Source organism: Serratia sp. Tan611, assembly GCF_905188235.1.
GTDB lineage: Bacteria > Pseudomonadota > Gammaproteobacteria > Enterobacterales > Enterobacteriaceae > Serratia_B > Serratia_B rhizosphaerae.
Genome location: NZ_LR994655.1, coordinates 1,453,708 through 1,470,465, shown reverse-complemented (window position 1 = coordinate 1,470,465; position 16,758 = coordinate 1,453,708). Strand labels below are relative to the sequence as shown.

Annotated in this window: 18 protein-coding genes; 7 read left to right on the top strand and 11 right to left on the bottom strand. The window is 62.4% G+C overall.

The features are described 5' to 3' along the window. Nucleotides 1-82 precede the first annotated feature (82 nt). Nucleotides 83-1,180 (top strand): porin OmpC, encoded by a 1,098-nt coding sequence (gene ompC / locus TAN611_RS06980; RefSeq protein ID WP_203067435.1) that lies wholly within the window; start codon nt 83-85, stop codon nt 1,178-1,180. Nucleotides 1,181-1,266: 86 nt separating this feature from the next. Here ompC and TAN611_RS06975 read toward each other — a convergent pair whose 3' ends face one another. Then, nucleotides 1,267-2,742, bottom strand: a complete 1,476-nt coding sequence (locus TAN611_RS06975) for an MFS transporter (protein WP_203067434.1) — start codon at nt 2,740-2,742, stop codon at nt 1,267-1,269. 103 nt (nt 2,743-2,845) lie between these two features. Here TAN611_RS06975 and TAN611_RS06970 point away from each other — a divergent pair, with 103 nt between their 5' ends. The 3 genes from TAN611_RS06970 to TAN611_RS06960 all read left to right on the top strand — a co-directional run bounded on the left by TAN611_RS06970 (nt 2,846) and on the right by TAN611_RS06960 (nt 4,462). Next, a complete protein-coding gene (locus TAN611_RS06970; protein WP_105230302.1) occupies nt 2,846-3,499 on the top strand; it encodes a metalloregulator ArsR/SmtB family transcription factor in 654 nt (217 codons plus the stop codon). A gap of 174 nt (nt 3,500-3,673) precedes the next feature. Further along, entirely contained in the window at nt 3,674-4,168 is a 495-nt protein-coding gene (locus TAN611_RS06965; RefSeq protein ID WP_203067433.1) for a DUF2878 domain-containing protein, read from the top strand. 120 nt (nt 4,169-4,288) lie between these two features. After that, nucleotides 4,289-4,462 (top strand): hypothetical protein, encoded by a 174-nt coding sequence (locus TAN611_RS06960; RefSeq protein WP_172606301.1) that lies wholly within the window; start codon nt 4,289-4,291, stop codon nt 4,460-4,462. Nucleotides 4,463-4,474: 12 nt separating this feature from the next. Here TAN611_RS06960 and TAN611_RS06955 read toward each other — a convergent pair whose 3' ends face one another. The 6 genes from TAN611_RS06955 to TAN611_RS06930 form a co-directional block, all read right to left on the bottom strand. Next, nucleotides 4,475-5,251 carry a phosphate/phosphite/phosphonate ABC transporter substrate-binding protein gene (locus TAN611_RS06955; protein ID WP_105230300.1) on the bottom strand — a complete coding sequence of 259 codons (777 nt, stop codon included), beginning with the start codon at nt 5,249-5,251 and terminating at the stop codon, nt 4,475-4,477. A gap of 62 nt (nt 5,252-5,313) precedes the next feature. After that, nucleotides 5,314-6,054: an ABC transporter permease gene (locus TAN611_RS06950; RefSeq protein WP_105230299.1), complete on the bottom strand. Its 741-nt coding sequence runs from the start codon at nt 6,052-6,054 to the stop codon at nt 5,314-5,316. After that, complete coding sequence (locus TAN611_RS06945) at nt 6,051-6,989, bottom strand: ABC transporter ATP-binding protein (protein WP_203067432.1); 939 nt, start codon at nt 6,987-6,989, stop codon at nt 6,051-6,053. Before TAN611_RS06945 ends, TAN611_RS06950 begins: the two co-directional genes overlap by 4 nt. Further along, nucleotides 6,986-8,146, bottom strand: coding sequence for an ABC transporter permease (locus tag TAN611_RS06940; protein WP_203067431.1), 1,161 nt, complete (start codon nt 8,144-8,146; stop codon nt 6,986-6,988). The genes TAN611_RS06945 and TAN611_RS06940 overlap by 4 nt, the downstream gene beginning before the upstream one ends. An 82-nt stretch (nt 8,147-8,228) precedes the next feature. Beyond that, nucleotides 8,229-9,158, bottom strand: a complete 930-nt coding sequence (locus TAN611_RS06935; protein ID WP_111737505.1) for an ABC transporter substrate-binding protein — start codon at nt 9,156-9,158, stop codon at nt 8,229-8,231. A 147-nt stretch (nt 9,159-9,305) separates the two neighbouring features. Further along, entirely contained in the window at nt 9,306-10,352 is a 1,047-nt protein-coding gene (locus TAN611_RS06930; protein WP_111737506.1) for a fatty acid desaturase, read from the bottom strand. A gap of 146 nt (nt 10,353-10,498) precedes the next feature. On the opposite strand from TAN611_RS06930, the gene TAN611_RS06925 reads away from it, so the two are divergent. Further along, nucleotides 10,499-11,539: an NAD(P)-dependent alcohol dehydrogenase gene (locus tag TAN611_RS06925; RefSeq protein WP_203067430.1), complete on the top strand. Its 1,041-nt coding sequence runs from the start codon at nt 10,499-10,501 to the stop codon at nt 11,537-11,539. A 144-nt stretch (nt 11,540-11,683) separates the two neighbouring features. Next, nucleotides 11,684-13,168: an MFS transporter gene (locus tag TAN611_RS06920; RefSeq protein ID WP_105230293.1), complete on the top strand. Its 1,485-nt coding sequence runs from the start codon at nt 11,684-11,686 to the stop codon at nt 13,166-13,168. Between the two features lie 124 nt (nt 13,169-13,292). On the opposite strand, the gene TAN611_RS06915 is transcribed toward TAN611_RS06920, so the two are convergent. Next, nucleotides 13,293-14,432 carry a Gfo/Idh/MocA family protein gene (locus TAN611_RS06915; protein ID WP_111737508.1) on the bottom strand — a complete coding sequence of 380 codons (1,140 nt, stop codon included), beginning with the start codon at nt 14,430-14,432 and terminating at the stop codon, nt 13,293-13,295. 339 nt (nt 14,433-14,771) lie between these two features. On the opposite strand from TAN611_RS06915, the gene TAN611_RS06910 reads away from it, so the two are divergent. Then, nucleotides 14,772-15,323, top strand: a complete 552-nt coding sequence (locus tag TAN611_RS06910; RefSeq protein ID WP_160027772.1) for a DUF523 domain-containing protein — start codon at nt 14,772-14,774, stop codon at nt 15,321-15,323. Here the strand turns inward: TAN611_RS06910 and TAN611_RS06905 are convergent. The 3 genes from TAN611_RS06905 to TAN611_RS23675 form a co-directional block, all read right to left on the bottom strand. After that, nucleotides 15,250-15,675, bottom strand: a complete 426-nt coding sequence (locus tag TAN611_RS06905) for an NUDIX hydrolase (protein WP_105233238.1) — start codon at nt 15,673-15,675, stop codon at nt 15,250-15,252. The two genes, TAN611_RS06910 and TAN611_RS06905, sit on opposite strands and share 74 nt — an antisense overlap. 247 nt (nt 15,676-15,922) lie before the next feature. After that, nucleotides 15,923-16,180: a hypothetical protein gene (locus TAN611_RS06900; protein ID WP_105230290.1), complete on the bottom strand. Its 258-nt coding sequence runs from the start codon at nt 16,178-16,180 to the stop codon at nt 15,923-15,925. Then, nucleotides 16,158-16,403, bottom strand: coding sequence for a tlde1 domain-containing protein (locus tag TAN611_RS23675; protein ID WP_105230289.1), 246 nt, complete (start codon nt 16,401-16,403; stop codon nt 16,158-16,160). Before TAN611_RS23675 ends, TAN611_RS06900 begins: the two co-directional genes overlap by 23 nt. Nucleotides 16,404-16,758 lie beyond the last annotated feature (355 nt).

Here is a 16,758-nt window from a genome sequence, read left to right as displayed (position 1 = left end):
CTGCAATCATTCCGGCAGCCGACTAAATAACAGTCATAAATACTGGTGATAGCCTTTTCATTCAAAAAAAGCAGGGACAATTATGAAACGTCATCTTCTCGCCGTTATTATTCCGGCGCTTTTCATTGCACCTTCGACTTACGCAGCAGAAATTTATAATAAAGACGGCAATAAACTGGATCTGTACGGCAAAGTAAAAGGATTGCACTATTTTTCCGACGACGCCGACAGCGACGGGGATAAATCTTACGTCCGTTTTGGCTTTAAAGGCTCGACGCAAATTAATGACCAACTGACAGGTTACGGCCAGTGGGAATACCACGTCGCCGTCAACCACGCCGAATCTGAAGGCAGCAAGGATACCAAAACCCGCCTCGGCTTCGCCGGCCTGAAGTTCGGCGATTACGGCTCCGTCGACTACGGCCGTAACTACGGCATTATCTACGACGTCGGCGCCTGGACCGATATGCTGCCGGAGTTCGGCGACGATGCCTATATCAAGACCGACAACTTTATGAACGGCCGCACCAACGGCGTCGCCACCTACCGTAACAACGACTTCTTCGGTTTGGTGGACGGGCTGAAATTCGCCGTCCAGTACCAGGGCAAAAATGAGAACGACGACCGTGCGGCCAGCAAGGCCAACGGCGACGGCTGGGGCCTGTCATCCAGCTACGAAGTAACTGACGGCCTGAGCGTCGGCGCCGCCTACGCCTCTTCCAACCGCACCAGCGCGCAAAAGCTGGGTGATTACGGTAAAGGCGATAAAGCGGATATTTGGGCGGCCGGCGTCAAATATGACAACAATAATCTTTACCTGGCGGCCACCTATTCAGAAAGCCGTAATATCGTGCCAATTTCCGGCACCGCGACCATTAACCAGAACAGCACGTCGATAAAAGGCTTCGCCAATAAGGCGCAGGGCTTTGAAGTGGTGGCGCAATATCAATTCGACTTCGGCCTGCGCCCGTCCATTGGCTATGTCCAGTCGAAAGGCAAAGATATTGAAAATATCGGCGATGCCGATCTGGTGAAATATATCGACGTCGGCGCCTATTATTATTTCAATAAAAACATGTCCACCTATGTGGATTATAAAATCAACCAGCTCGACAGCGACAATAAACTGGGCCTGTCAGACGACGACGTGGTCGCCGTCGGCCTGGTGTATCAGTTCTAAACGCACGTAACCACCACTGCGTCTCTTGTGGCTGCGGCCAGTTGATTTCCAGCGTTACTTTGCCGGGCCGGCTGCGCCCGGCTTTTTTATTTTCCGGCCGCCGGCTCTCTTTCATCCGTACACTCATCCGCCTCCGGATTGGCAACGGCCTCGTCCGCTGTCACACCGGGATAGGCACAGCGCCAGGCGTAATAGATCGCCGTCAGCGGCGCAATGGCAAACAGCAGGAACAGCCAGCGAGCGGCGGCGCTGACGCCTTCAACGCCGCCCGACGCGTTCAGACCGGCCAGATTGGCGATCATGCCGGCCAATGCCGCGCCAAACGCCGTGGCAAACAGCTGCACCGTGGTGATCGCCGCGCCGGCAATATCTTTGTCCGACGCCGGCGCGGTTTGCAGGATACGCGTTAGCAGATGCGGCCAGCCGATGCCGATGCCAAACCCCAGCAGCGTTAACAACGCGATCAGCGGTGCCAGCGCCGCCCAGCCACCGCCGGAAGGCGTCGGCATAAACAGCATCAGCCCCAGCAACCCCAACAGCACCAACAGCGGCCCGCTGACGATCGCCCGGCGGATGCCTGCGCCTCGCCAGCCGGAACTGACGATCTCCGACAGCGTCCAGCCGGCCGCGATCGTCGCCGTAATATAACCGGAACTCAGCGGCGACTGCCCGTGCAGGATCTGCAGAAAATACGGGACAAAAATATCGCTGGTCATGCCGATCACCAATAACGACACGGTAAGGTACAGCGACGCCTGCGTTGAACCGCGCCGCAGCGCGCCATGCGGCAACAGCCGGGCTCGGGCGTGTTTTTCACGCCGTAGCAGCCATACCATCAGCAACAGCGCCAACCCCATACCGCCGCCGTTGAGCCACAGGCTGTCCGCCAGGCTGCCGGCGGAAACGATCAGCACCGACGCCGCCAGCAGTCCCAGCTGCGCCAGCGGCAGCGGCGTCGCCGCCAGTTGCGCTTTGCCTTTGGGCAGAATCATGAAGGTGAACGCCGTATACGCCCCCATGATCGGCAACAACATGCCAAACGCCCAGCGCCAGGCGTGCAGCTCGGCAAAAATCCCGCCGATCGCCGGGCCGATCAGCGTGGCAATTCCCCACATGGCGGAAATCAGCGCCATAGCGCGCGGCCACAATGACGGCGGAAACACCAGATTGATCATCGCGTAGGACAGCGCAAACAGCATCCCGCCGCCAAACCCCTGCACCGTCCGGCCGATCAACATCACCGGCATCGACGGCGCCAGCGCGCACAGCAGCGCGCCAAACATGAAAAACAGCGATGCCGTCAGGTAGGCGTGACGTGCGCCATACCCGCTGAGCAGGCGCGCCGACAGGGTGGAACCGATAATCGACGCCACAACAAACAGCGTGGTGTTCCAGGCATACAGATTCAGCCCGCCGATATCCTGCACCACCGACGGTAAAATGGTGGTCGCTACCAGAATGTTAATCGCATGGAGCGCCACCCCCAATGACAACGCAGTCGCACTCGCTGCATTTTTGCCGGAGAACAAGTCTCGCCAGCCACTTTTAGCACCAGTTATCACGTTCAGCGTCCTGTTTTCAGAGTATAGGCATTGAGTTGAGGGTGAGATTGCGTTAAATTTAACAAGCGTTATCTTGGAATAATTAAGGGCAAGGCGGAGAAATATGTCAAGAATAAGCTTGGAAAATGGCGAGTGCACCGCACAATCTGTCAGCGACCGTTTACTGAAGCTATTGAAAACCCGCGGCCCGCAACAGGCCACCGAGGCCGGCAAAGTGCTGGGCACCACCGGTGAAGCGGCGCGTCAACAGTTTGTTAAGCTGGCTAAAGAAGGCCTGGTGGAGGCACGTGCCGAAACCCGCGGCGTCGGCCGCCCGGTGCAGCTGTGGCACCTGACCCCCGCCGGCAACGCCCAGTTCCCGGACTCGCACCCTGAACTGACGGTGCAACTGCTGCGCACCGTGCGCGACAAGCTCGGGGAGCAGGCGCTTGACGTACTGATAGAAAGCCGCGAGCAAGAGACGCGCATCAACTATAAACAGGCGATGATCGGCGCCGTCACCCTGCAGGAGCGCGTCGCGCGTCTGGCGAAGGTGCGCTGCCACGAAGGCTATATGGCCGAATGGTGCACGCTGGAAGACGGCAGCTATCAGCTGGTGGAAAACCACTGCCCGATTTGCGCCGCCGCCAGCGTATGTCAAGGTTTTTGCCGCGCCGAACTCAGTATTTTCCGTGAGGTGCTGCAGGCGCAGGTGGAGCGTATCGAGCACGTCCTGGCTGGCTCTCGCCGCTGCGCCTACCGTATTTCTGATTTATAACGCACCCTGTGCGGGAAAATTAGGAGACCGAGCAATTGTTCCATCACGTCTACTTATACTACGTTGAGCGCTGCCCCGCCGCCGCGCGCATCAACCAGGAGACGTAATGACCACTCAGCACCTGCCCCCGCTTAGCTCCCGCTCCCCCTCTTTGCACCAACGGTTTTCCGCACCATGAAGCTGCATGCCGGGTTCTGGCTGATCACGCTGTGCTTTGGCGCCTATTGGGGGCTGGCGCTGTTCGCGCGCGACCGGGCGGCGCTGGTGCTGGCGATTGGCGCCGTGGCCGCGCTGGCGCTGACCCCGCAGGTGCGGCGCAAATGGGCAGTGCTGGCGGCGCTGGCGGGCATTGCGATGGATGCATTCTGGTGTTACAGCGGCGTGTTGCAGTTTAGCGGCAGCACCGGCGTGCCCGTCTGGATGATGGCGCTGTGGCTCGCCTTCGGCTGCTGGTGGTGCTGGCTGACGCAGCTTATCCGCGCCTCCGCCTGGCCGACCGCCCTATTCGGTGCGGTCGCCGGGCCGCTCAGCTATCTGCTCAGTTGGAAGTTAAAGGCGTTCACGCCGCTGATCGCCCCGGACCTGCTGCTGCTGGCGCTCTCCGTCGGCTGGGCCGTCTACCTGCCCGCCGTCAGTTGGGCGCTCACGCGGCGCCGCAACGCCGCATAAACGCCCGGCACGCCCGATCCCGCCTGTCCGCGCTAACGTTGCGGACTTTTAACATTTCACTAAAGCCGCCGCAGGGACTATAATCTCCCGCTGTTTTAAGTAACCTGCGAAAACCGCCCCATGCTGAAAAAAGCGTTCGTCATCATTATCGCCCTGTGTGCCCTGGGTTCCCTCGGCGGCGTATTCCTCGCCGGCCTGAATATCTACACTCGCTCCACCACGCCGCAGCCGGAAGCCAGCAGCGAAAGCGCCGCTCCGTCCGTTACGCCGGCGCCGGTCGCGCAAGATCGTTAAACGTCAGGCCGCCTACAGCGTCGTGACGCCGGCAGCGGCGGCCTGCCGTTCCAGTTCGGCAATCACCTGATAGTCCGCCCGCGGCACCAGGCTGAAATCACCAATCAGCAGGCTATCGCTGGCCGGATCGCTGACCATCTCATTGGCCGCCGCACGCAGGATTTCCACCTGCCCCTGCGATGTGCCTGCGGCGGTGATCAGCGGCAGTCCCGGCACCGAGGCGGTGCGGCCGATGATTTTCACCCCGTGCAGCGCCTCCGGCTGCGCCCGGCGCAGCAGTTCCAGGCTGACGCTGTCGATGGCGGCAATATCCGCCTCGCCGCGCTGGATCATCTTCAGCGACTGATAGTGCGCACCGGAAGCCAGCGCCTTGCCGAAGAAACGCCCGTCCTGCGCCAGCGGCGCGATCAGCGCCCGCAGGCTGTTATAGCCGGACTGTGAGTCGGTGCTGTTATACGCCGCCGTGCGGCCGCGAAAGTCGGCCAACCGTTCGCCGGGATCGTCCTCCCGCACCACCAGCCAACTGCTGTAATTAGGGCCGTTGCAGCCCTCGACCCGATAGTGATAGGTGCCGATCACCTGCACCTGCGGCAGATACGCCACCAGCGGGTAGCCGCAGGTCTGGCTGAGCAGCAAGTCCGGCTGCCGCCAGTGCCGCGCCAAATCCTGCGGCCACGTCAGCGTCTCCGGCGCTTCCAGCCCGTAGGCCTGCAGCCTGGCGCGCAGCGCACGCCAGAACGGTTCCACCTGTTGATGCGTCACGCCGTACATCGGTAAAGATACTTGCATCGCCACTCCCCCATCCCGTCTATCCTGATGGTCTGCACGGCGGCAGAACAGCCAACGCCGCGTCAGCCATGACGGATATGCCTTACCCAACGTTCAAACACCCTATCAACAATGATAGCCAGTAACGCCACAACCAGCGCGCCCTGAATCACATAGGCGGTATTAAACCCGCTCAGGCCGATAATAATCGGCGATCCGAGGGTTTTGGTGCCGACCGTCGAGGCGATGGCGGCGGTGCCGATATTAATGATCACCGAGGTGCGGATGCCGGCGAGGATCACCGGCGCGGCCAGCGGCAGCTCGACGCGCCACAGCACCTGCCAGGGACTCATGCCGACGCCGGTCGCTACTTCCCGCGCGGCGGGCGGCACCGCGCCGATGCCGGCCAGCGTGCCCTGCAGAATCGGCAACAGTCCGTACAGCACCAGCGCAATAATCGCCGGCTGCTCGCTGAAGCCCATCACCGGCACCGCCACCGCCAGCACCGCCACCGGCGGGAAAGTCTGCCCCACCGCTACCGCCGTTTCCACCAGCGAACGAAATTCCTGCCCGGCCGGTCGGGTGACCGCCACCCCGGCCGATACGCCGATCAGCACCGCAATCAGGCTGGAAATCCCCACCAGCGTCAGGTGAGCCAGCAACAGCGCAATAAAGCTGTCCTGCTGATAGACCGGCCGCTGCAGGTCGGGAAACCAGTAGGCGAACAGGCCGTGCAGCTGGTTCATGCCGAACACCAGCGCCAGCAGCAGCGCCGTCGCCCACGGCAGCGGGTCGCGCAGCCAGCGCCGCAGACGCCCGCTCATGACAGGGCCTGCTGCGGGGCAAGAAGATCGTGAAAATGCAGCACGCCGCGCGCCGCCCCCTGCTCGTCCACCACCGGCAGGCAGTCGCTGCCGCGGGCGACAAACACCGACAGCGCCTCGCGCAGGCTCATCGCCGTGCTGATCGGTTCGCCGTCGGCCTGCCCGGGACGCACCCGCTCGCCGACGTAGCCCAGCGCCAGCAGTTTGATGCCGCGATCGCTGCGGCCGAAAAAGTCGCGCACAAAATCATTGGCCGGACGGGTCAGCATCTCCAGCGGCGTGCCCTGCTGCACCACCCGGCCGGCGTCCATCAGCACCACCCGGTCCGCCAGCGCCAGCGCCTCGTCGATATCGTGCGTCACCAGCACAATGGTGCGGCCGGAAAGCTGATGAATGCGCGCCACCTCCGCCTGCAGCGCGGCGCGGGTCACCGGGTCGAGCGCGCCGAACGGCTCATCCATCAGCAGCACTTCGGGGTCGGCCGCCAGCGCCCGGGCGACGCCGACCCGCTGCTGCTGCCCGCCGGACAGCTGGTGCGGATAGCGGCGGCGGAACAGCGCCGGATCAAGATGCAGCAGCTCCATCAGCTCCGTGACCCGATCGCGGATGCGCGCCCGCGGCCACTTCAGCAGCTGCGGCACGGTGGCGATGTTCTCCTCCACCGTCCAGTGGGGGAACAGCCCGATGGACTGAATGGCATAGCCCATACGGCGTCGCAGATCCTGCGGTTTGAATTTGTGGATCTCTTCACCGGCGAAGTAGATCTTGCCTTTATCGTGCTCAATCAGGCGGTTGATCATTTTCAGGGTGGTGGATTTACCGGAGCCGGAGGTGCCGATCAGCACGGTAAATTCCCCGACGGCGATATTCAGCGACAAATCATCCACCGCGGCTTTGCCCTGAAACAGTTTGCTTACCTGGTCAAAGTTAATCATCGGCGGGTTGCTTCCAACATTGAAATTATCAGTTTAAACAGCGAGTCGACCACGACCGCCATCACGATCACCGGGATCACCCCGAGCAGCACCAGATCCAGCGCGCTGCTCAGCAACCCCTGAAACACGATGGCGCCGAAGCCGCCGGCACCAATCAGCGCGGCCACCACCGCCATGCCCACCGTCTGCACCGCCAGAATACGCACCCCGGTCAGCAGCAGCGGCAACGCCAGCGGCAGCTGCACGCGCGCAAAGATCTGGCCGCGCGTCATGCCCATGCCGCGGGCGGACTCAATCACGCTGGCCGGCACGCTCTGCAGCCCGGCGGTCACGCTGCGCACCAGCGGCAGCAGCGCATACATCACCAGCGCGACGATCGCCGGCGCCAGCCCGATACCGCTGACGCCGTGGCGCGCCAGCCACGGGAACGCCGCCGCCAGCCCGGCCAGCGGCGCGATCAGCAGGCCGAACAGCGCGATCGACGGCACCGTCTGGATAATGTTGAGCGTGGAGAACACCGGCGTCTGCCAGCGCGACGAGCGGAAACAGAGCACGCCGAGCGGCACGCCAATCGCCAGCGTCGGCAGCACGGTCAGCAGCAGAATGCTCAGGTGCTGCCACAGCGCGGCGTCGAACACTTCGCGCCGGTTGTGGTACTCCTTCAGCAGCGAAAGCGCATCCAACTGCTGGCTGAACAGCAGCCACAGCGCCGGCGCCAGCGTCAGGGTATTGCCGACAATGCGCCACAGCAGTGAGGCGGTGATGCGCTCCATAGCATTCGCCGCCATCAGCAGGCACAGCGCCAGCGTCAGCCAGCAGCCGCCGCTCCAGGAGGTGCGCGCCAGCGCCGAGCCGTTCTGCGCCAGCTGACGTGCGGCATCGCCGCTCAGCCAAAGGCTTAGCGTCAGCAGCGCCGAGGCGGCCAGCACCGTCAGCAACGCATAAACGCGCCGCGGCGGCAGCAGACTGAGCGCCGCCAGCGCCAGCAGCGGCGCCAGCAGCCACAGCGCGCGACCGTGCAGCAGGGAGAGCAGTGAAATAGTTTGCCCGGACAGCAGGCGGTTAGGCGCATAGCTGAGGAAAGGCAGGCCAAACGCCGCGAGAAGTAACAGCAGAAACAGCGTCAACAGCACGCGGTTTTTTAGAACGGTAGTCAAAGAAACGCTCCGGCATCCTGGTGTATCCGCGTCGCCGGGGAGAAAGGAGCGCCTCCCCGGCGCGTTCGTTCATCGCGCGTTGTCAGCCTTTGACAAAGCCTTTCGCCTTCAGGTAGTTCGCCGCCACCTGTTTGGCGTCCTGCCCTTCCACCGCAATCTGCGCGTTCAGCTGCTGCAGCGTCGGGCCGTCCAGCGAGGCGAACACCGGTTTTAGCAGCGTGGCGATAGCGGCATGCTGTACCAGCGCGCTTTCGCGGATCACCGGCGCCGGCGCATAGATCGGCTGCACACCCTGCGGATCCGCCAGCGTCTGCAGGCCCAGCGCCGCCACCGGGCCGTCGGTGCCGTAGGCCATGGCGGCATTCACGCCGGAGGTTTGCTCCGCCGCCGCCTTAATGGTGACCGCGGTATCGCCGCCGGCCAGCGACAGCAACTGGTCCTGCTTCAGCGTAAAGCCGTAGGCTTTCTGGAACGCCGGCAGCGCGTCCGGCCGCTCGATAAACTCTGCCGAGGCCGCCAGCTTGAACGTGCCGCCGCCGTTAATCCACTTGCCCAGATCCGCCAGCGTTTTCAGCTGGTTGGCCGCCGCCACGTCCTGACGCACCGCAATGGTCCAGGTGTTGTTGGCCGGCGCCGGGTCCAGCCACACCAGTTTGTTTTTGTCGTAATCAAGCTGTTTCACTTTGGCGAAGCCGGCCTGCGCATTTTTCCACGCCGGATCTTTTTCATCCGCGAAGAAGAAGGCGCCGTTGCCGGTATATTCCGGGTAAATATCAATTTCGCCGGCGGTAATTGCGCCGCGCAGCACCTTGGTGGTGCCCAGCTGCAGTTTGTTGGTGGTTTTGATGCCGTTGGCTTCCAGCACCTGCACGATAATATTGCCCAGCAGCGAACCTTCGGTGTCGATTTTAGAGCCGACGCGTACCGAATCCGCCGCCTGTGCGCCGCCGGCCAGTGTGAACAGGCTCAGCGCCAACGCCAGAAAGCGTCCGCGCGGGGAGAGAAATGCCATGGTGTCGTCCTCTTGTCTGTTTTATAAAAACCGCTCTACCCGTCATACTTCAAGCCGCTGGTGCGTTGGCTGTGCTCAGTCACCCGAATCACTGACCAAAGTCAGCTCATCGGGATTCCTTCCCTTGCCGCCTTCCTGCAACTCGAATTATTTTGGGTATAAAACGCGCTTCCAGCGCGCGCTCAAGATTGCCGCCGTAGCGCCGGCGGCGTTCTGGTTCCCCTTACCGCCGGCGCCCGCCAGAAACGGATGCACGCCGACGTCGAGCGGCGTAACGGCATGCTGTTTGAACCAGCTGCCGTACCCCGGCACCACAAATCCCTGACTGCGCCGCCGGTAGGCGTCGCGCTCAGCCAGATAGACCTTGCGCAGGCCGTACCACGGCAGCCCGGGTAAATCGTGATGTACTAAATGATAGTTCAGATTGAGAAAAAGCAGCCGCCAGGGCCAGGCGGCCTCATTCAGCACCGAGCGCGCCGCCGCATCGCGTTCGGCTCGGTGTTCGTAAAATGAGCGGATTTTACCGATCGCCAGCGCCGGGTAGCTGACCAGCAGCAGATAAAACCACGGCGCAATGCCCTGCCGCTGCAGCCAGTACAGCAGCCACGCCAGCAGCGCGCCATGCAGCAGCCACATCGCCAGCGTGCGGCCGTCCCCCGCCGCCATGCGCCGCAGCGCGCCGGCCGTCAGCAGGCCGATATCCCACAGCGGCGACAGCAGCATCCGCCCCGGCAGGCAGTTGCGCAGCGCCGCCAGCCGCGGCAACAGCCGGGGAAAACGCCGCCACTGCGCCCGGGTGAAATAGTAGCTTTCCGGGTCGCGCCGCGGATCGGTGAGGTGCGGGTTGCGGTGATGGCGCAGATGCGTGTCGCGGTACAGCCCATAGGGATACCACACCGCAAGCGGCAGCAGGCCGAACAGCTGATTCAGCCATGGCCGGCGCGTGGGGTGGCCGTGAATCAGCTCATGCTGCAGCGACAGATAGCCGGTGGTGAACAGGATCAGCAGCGGCGTCGCCAGCCACGGCCCCAGCACGCGCCAGTACGCCGCCGTCAGAAACCAGCCGCCGTACACCGCCACGATGACGCCCCAGGTGGGCAGCTCCAGCCGCCACCACCACTGCCGGCGCAGCCGCTGAATCCAGCGGCGCTGACGGGCGTGCAGATAGTGACGGTGACCGGCGGATTTAGGCATGCTGACGACTCGCAGTGAAAAATTTCACCCAGTATCAGCGAGGCGGATCGGCGCGCCAAATAACGAAACCGGCAAAGCTAAGTGAAAAAACGGCGCTGCGGCAAGGGCTATACTTAACGCTGCGCGTCAATACGAGCGGAGGTTCCATGACCGGAAAACGCCGCGCCGCCGTGACCACTTCGCCGGGCGGCGCCTTACGCTTTGCTCCCCTGCGCCTGCGGCCGCCGCGGGCTGACGAGGTCGTGGTGCGTCTGGCCGGTTGCGGCATCTGCCATACCGATCTCAGTTGCCGCAGCGGCGTCGCCGCCGGTTCAATTCTCGGCCACGAGGGCGCCGGCATCGTCGAACGCGTCGGTAACGCGGTGCGTGCGGTGCAACCCGGCGATGCGGTGGTGCTCTCCTACCACTCCTGCGGCCGCTGCGCCGCCTGCCTCCGCCGCCATCCGGCCGGCTGCGAACACTTCTGGCGGCTTAACTTCGACTTCCAGCGGCTGGACGGCAGCAGCGGTTATCTGCCGCCGCTGCACGGCCACTTCTTCGGCCAGTCCGCCTTCGCCACCCACGCGCTGGCAAACGAGCGCAACCTGGTGCGGGTCGCAGGCGATCTGCCGCTGGCCACCCTGGCGCCGCTCGGCTGCGGGCTGCAGACCGGCGCCGGGACGGTGATCAATTCGCTGAACCTGCAGGCCGGCGAGCGGCTGCTGATCCTCGGCGTCGGCCCCGTCGGTCTGGCGGCGGTGATGGCGGCAAAACTACGCGGCGCCGCCGCCATCGTCGCGCTGGACCATCAGCGCCAGCGTCTGGCCTGCGCCGGCGAACTGGGGGCTACGCAAACGCTGAGCGACGTGCGGCAGATTGCGCAGCTGCCTGCGCTGGATGCGGTGATCGACACCACCGGCGAACACGGCGTCATACAGGCGGCATGGCAGCGGCTGCGCCGTGGCGGCACGCTGGCGCTGCTGACCGGCGGCGGCGTGGTGAAATTTTCTCACGATCGGCGGATTATCAGCGTGATTCAGGGTGATGCCGTGCCGCAACAGTTTATCCCTTATCTGATCGCGCAGTGGCGCAGCGGCCATTTTCCCTTTGACCGGCTGCTGCGCTTCTACCCGTTCGGGGCCATCAATCAGGCTCTGGACGCCGCCCAAACGGGCGAGGCGATCAAAGCGGTGATTCGCTTTGACTAATCCCTGCGGAGTCAACGGTTAAATATTATTTAACATGATGATTTTTCAACATCTTCCGGTTGTATGCTTATAACCAGAAAGCATTGGTTTTCCCCGCGTGCGCGCCGCTAAGCTCGATGCTTTGCCTATCAGAAAATTATTATTATGACGACAGATATAGCGGCCCCCTCTGCCGCACCTTCTTCTGCAGGGAACGCCGACAGCGCCGGCGCAGCAAGCGTCACCATCCGCAATGCCGCCGACGTCTCGCGGCTGGTCAACAGCGGCGCGGCCAAACGCAGCGATGCGCGCATCGTGGTCGCCATCGCGCTGGGCGGCGTGTTTCTCGACGCGTACGATCTGGGCGCGCTGGCGTTCGGCATCAAGGACGTGGCGCGCGAGTTCAGCCTGTCCCCCACCGGCACCGGGCTGGTGGCCTCGGCCATTACCTTCGGCGCAATTATCGGCGCCTTTATCGGCGGCTACCTGACCGATAAAATCGGCCGCTACCGGGTATTTATGGCCGATATGTTTTTCTTTGTGGTGGCGGCGCTGGCCTGCGCCTTTGCGCCGAATGAGTGGGTGCTCGGCGGCGCGCGTTTCGTGATGGGGCTGGGAGTCGGCATCGATCTGCCGGTCGCCATGGCGTTTCTGGCCGAATTCTCCCGCCTGTCCGGCCGCGGCAACAAGGCGGCGCGCATCGCCATGTGGTGCCCGACCTGGTATGCGGCGATCAGTATTTCCTACCTGTTGGTGCTGCTGCTATATGCGGTGCTGCCGGACGGCCACACCGACTGGTTGTGGCGGCTGATCCTCGGCTTCGGCGCGGTGCCCGCCCTGCTGATTATCGCCATCCGCAGCCGCTATATGAGCGAGTCGCCGGTGTGGGCCGCCAATCAGGGCGATCTGCAGGGCGCCGCCGCCATCCTGCGCCGCTCCTACAATATCCATGCCCAGGTGGCCGAAGAGGCCGAGCGCACGCCGGCGGCGCCGGCCAGACGCGCGGCCTGGCGCAACTACGGCGAACTGCTGAAAGGGGTGTACCTGCGGCGCACCGTGCTGGCGACCACCATCGCCATCGCCTCTTCCTTTGCCTATAACGCCGTCGCCTTCGGCCTGCCGGTGATCCTCTCCACCTTTTTGGCGCAGTCGATGCTCAGCACCATTCTGGTGTCGCTGGCGCTGAACCTGCTGTTCGCCTTCGCCGGCGGCCTGCTGGCGGTGCGTCTGGTGCCGACCTTCGGCGCCTGGAAAATGACGGTGCTGGGCTACGCCTGCCAGCTGGCGGCGCTGCTTGGGCTGGCGCTGGTCGGCCTGCCGGACGACGGCGGCGAAGCGGCCTTCTCCATCGGCATGCTGGCGCTGTTCCTGCTCGGCCAGGGCTTCGGTCCCGGTTCGCACAGCATGACCTTCGCCTCGCTGAGCTACCCCACCTCGCTGCGCGGCGTCGGCGTCGGTTTTAACCAGACGCTGATGCGCGCCAGCTCCACGCTGTCGCTGTTCCTGTTTCCGGTGCTGTCCGCCGCGCTGGGCACCGGCGTGTTCTGGGTGATTGCCCTGGCGCCGCTGGTCGGGCTGGTTGCCCTGCTGGCCATCCGCTGGGAGCCGGCCGGCTATGACGTCGACGCCGAGGATTTCCGCCCGGTTTAAGCCCTCCACACAGCGTGCATTACCCGTTTGTCTGACGGGGCAGGCTGCCGGCCTGATAACGCGGCAGCCTGCCAAGCTGATAACAAAATAAGTTAACAAGTTATTAAGCTATCAAGTTGTTCAGTTAGCAATTTAACCGATCCTGCACCTCCACCCAGCTGCGCTGCCCGGCGGATTCGGCGATGGCGTCCAGCACGCAGGAGACCTTCCAGCCCTCCTCAAAATCCGGCCACATGCGATCGCCGGCGGCGATGCCGTTGACCAAATCGCGCACCTCGACGGTTTTCTGATCGTTAAAGCCGATACCGTGACCGGCGCTGATGCAGAAGGCCGCGTAGTCCGGGTGTTTCGGCCCCACCAGCAGGGTTTTAAACCCCTGCCGCTCCGCCGGTTCGTCGTGGCGGTACAGCTTCAGCTCCGCCATCCGCTCCTGGGTATAGCTGAGCGTGCCTTTGGTGCCGGTCACCACATAGGTCAGCCCCATTTTGCGGCCGCAGGCGATACGTGAAGTTTCAATGGTGCCCATCGCCCCATTGGCGAAGCGCACCAGCGCGCTGGCCTGATCCTCGTTCTCCACCGTGCACAGCCTTGATGGGTCGTTCGGATCCGGACGCTGTTTGATCACCGTCTGCATATCACCGGACACCGCGCTGATATCGCCCACCAGATAGTGCGCCATATTGACGATATGCGCCGCCAGATCCCCCAGCGCCCCCAATCCGGCGCTGGCCTTGCGGCAGTGCCAGTCAATCGGCGTGCGCGGATCCGCCAGATAATCCTCATTATGGGTGCCGTAAAAATGCACCACTTCGCCAATCTCGCCGTTGGCGATGATTTCACGCGCCAGCTGGCTGGTGGGGTTCTTCATATAGTTAAAGCCCACCAGGGTTTTCACCCCGCGCTGGCGCGCCGCCAGCACCATTTCCGCCGCGTCGCGGGCGTCCAGCGCCAGCGGTTTCTCTGAATAGACGTGTTTGCCGTGGCGAATCGCCTCCAGCGCCATCTCCTTGTGCAGAAAGTTCGGCGCGCAGATATCCACCACGTCAATTGCCGGGTCGGCCACCAGCTGCCGCCAGTCGTCGGTGGCGCGTGCAAAGCCGAACTCCGCGGCGCGCTGACGCGCCAGCTCCGGCGTCACTTCCGCCAGCATCTCCAGCACCAGCTCCCCTTTCAGCGGGAATACCGTGCCCGCCTGCGCATAGGCAATGGCATGGCAGCGGCCGATATAGCCGGTGCCGATCAATCCGATACGAACCTGTTTCATCCTCTCTTCCTCCCGCCTGACCTGCCGAACGACTCGGCGATCCCTTCTTGTGAAATAAAAAATCTAAAGAAGATTTATATGGAATTAATATTCCAACAACAAGCGGCCGGGGTAATAAAACTGATATTCGTGACGCCGTTCATGGTTCCCGTATGAACGGCTGAAACGGCGATCGCGCCGATGCGGAAGCGCATCAAATTAACGGCAAAAACGGTACATCTGTTTCACGTTATCCGCAGCGCCAGGGCATGCGCCGTCACGCCGCTTCTGTTAGGATAAAACCGCGCGTGCGGACGCGCGTCGTCCGCACAACCGTCACGATCCACAGAGATAAGATGAATGTCGCCGAAGATTTTAATCAGCGCCTGCCTGGCCGGTTTCAAAGTACGCTATAACGGTTCCGATAAGCCGCTGCTGGACGCCACGCTGGCGCGCTGGCAGCGCGAGGGACGCCTGGTGGTGTGTTGTCCGGAGCTGGCGGCGGGCTTCTCCACCCCGCGTCCGGCGGCGGAAATCAGCCCCGATGCCGACGGCGCCGCGGTGCTCGCCCAGCGGGCGCAGGTGCGTGAAACCACCGGTGCCGACGTTACCGCCCCCTACCTGCTGGGCGCGCAGCTGGCGCTGGAGACCGCACGCCGCCACGATTGCCGCTTTGCGCTGCTGACCGACGGCAGCCCCTCCTGCGGCAGCCAGCTGATCTACGACGGCAGCTTCAGCGGCCAAAGCAAACCCGGCAGCGGGGTTACCGCCGCCCTGCTGCGGCAACAGGGCATTGAGGTGTTTTCCGACCGGCAGATCGCAGCGCTGGTCGCCCGCGTCAGCGAGTACGAGCGGCAAGCAGCGCCGCCAGCCGCTGACGCAGATGGGCAATCCCCTGCGGGTGGTGAATAAATTCCTCTATCGGCATCATGCGCCAATACTGGCCTTCATCGCCAAAGCGCACGGCGGCGATCTGCCGCGCGCTGAGATCGCCCAGCATAAACCAGGTGGCCGCGTCCCCCGGTTGCCGTCCGGAATAACGACGCTGCTCGCGCACCTGGGCGGCGGCGATCGTCAGGCCGAACTCCTCGTAGGTTTCCCGCTGCACGCACTGCAGCGGCGTCTCCGCCCCTTCGCGCCCGCCGCCGGGCAGATCCCACTGGCCGGGCCACGGTATATCGTCACGGCAGTCGCGCCGGTAGACCAGCACCTGTCCCTGATGCAGCAGCGCGATCTTTGCACCGCCAAAATCCTGCTCCGCCATCATCTTTCCTCCGCCTCAATAGCCGCCCAGCTTTACGTCATCGTGTTCTTCATACGACGGTTGTCCTGACCTTATCACCCGCAGGCCGGACTATTTCGTCAGCAATCTTCCCCGCGCGACGGTTTTTTGAAATTCAGCGCACTGGCTATGATCCTGCTGCGTGCAGTTTGCGACATGTTTCAGGCCGCGGCTGATGCAAAGGATTCAGAATGGTGCATCAGGGCGATCTGGGCGTCCTTCCCTTTGCCTACCTGAACCTACCCCTGACCCAATTGACCACACTCACCAGAATAGCCGCTACAACCAGCATAAGCGCCGCCAGCACCCAGAGGAATGAGGGATCGGCCTCACCGTCAGCAAAGCCTAACCCTGTAATATTCAATACATGATTGGTGGCTTGTGACAGGTAATCCAGTAGGCCACCCAGCGGAAACAATACAATGAAGAATGCCGCGACAAGACAGGCAAGCCAAATGCATAGATTAATCAATGTCGCATGACGCATAATCAGCCCTTCCCATCACTTCAACCCTGCCATAAGACATGAGTCCGCGCCCACCGGGAACCTGGATCTTCTTTCGCTGAAGTAGTGATTTCCTAACAAGTTGAAAGTCTGGGATGTTATAGAAAGTTATGCAACCGTGTGACTCTCCGCTGCCATCAGGTCGTAAGGGATGAAGCCTAAACGCTCCACGTTCTGAACCGTAAACAAACACAGAATCACTCATGGTACTGGCGCTATAGAGGCCAAACCATTCATCATGATTGGTGCCGTTCTTGAAATCCTTAATAAAGTCTGTAGCCGATTACGGAGGCTTCCCGATGGGCGATCGACTATCCAATAAGTGCCAACCGGCAGCGCTGCATTCTTCTTATAGGCGCATTGCGCTATGTTGGTGACTGGCTCTACACCACTGAATACCGGGAACACGCCTACTCCGTAAACGTGGAGTTTTAAACGCCGTCTGTCGGCGGACACATCGTTATAATCCATTCTGCAAATTTGCATTAATTTAACTCTCCATGTCGTTAAAACCCCTCATATTAATGGTTAAAGATCACTCAAGACAATCAGACCGATCC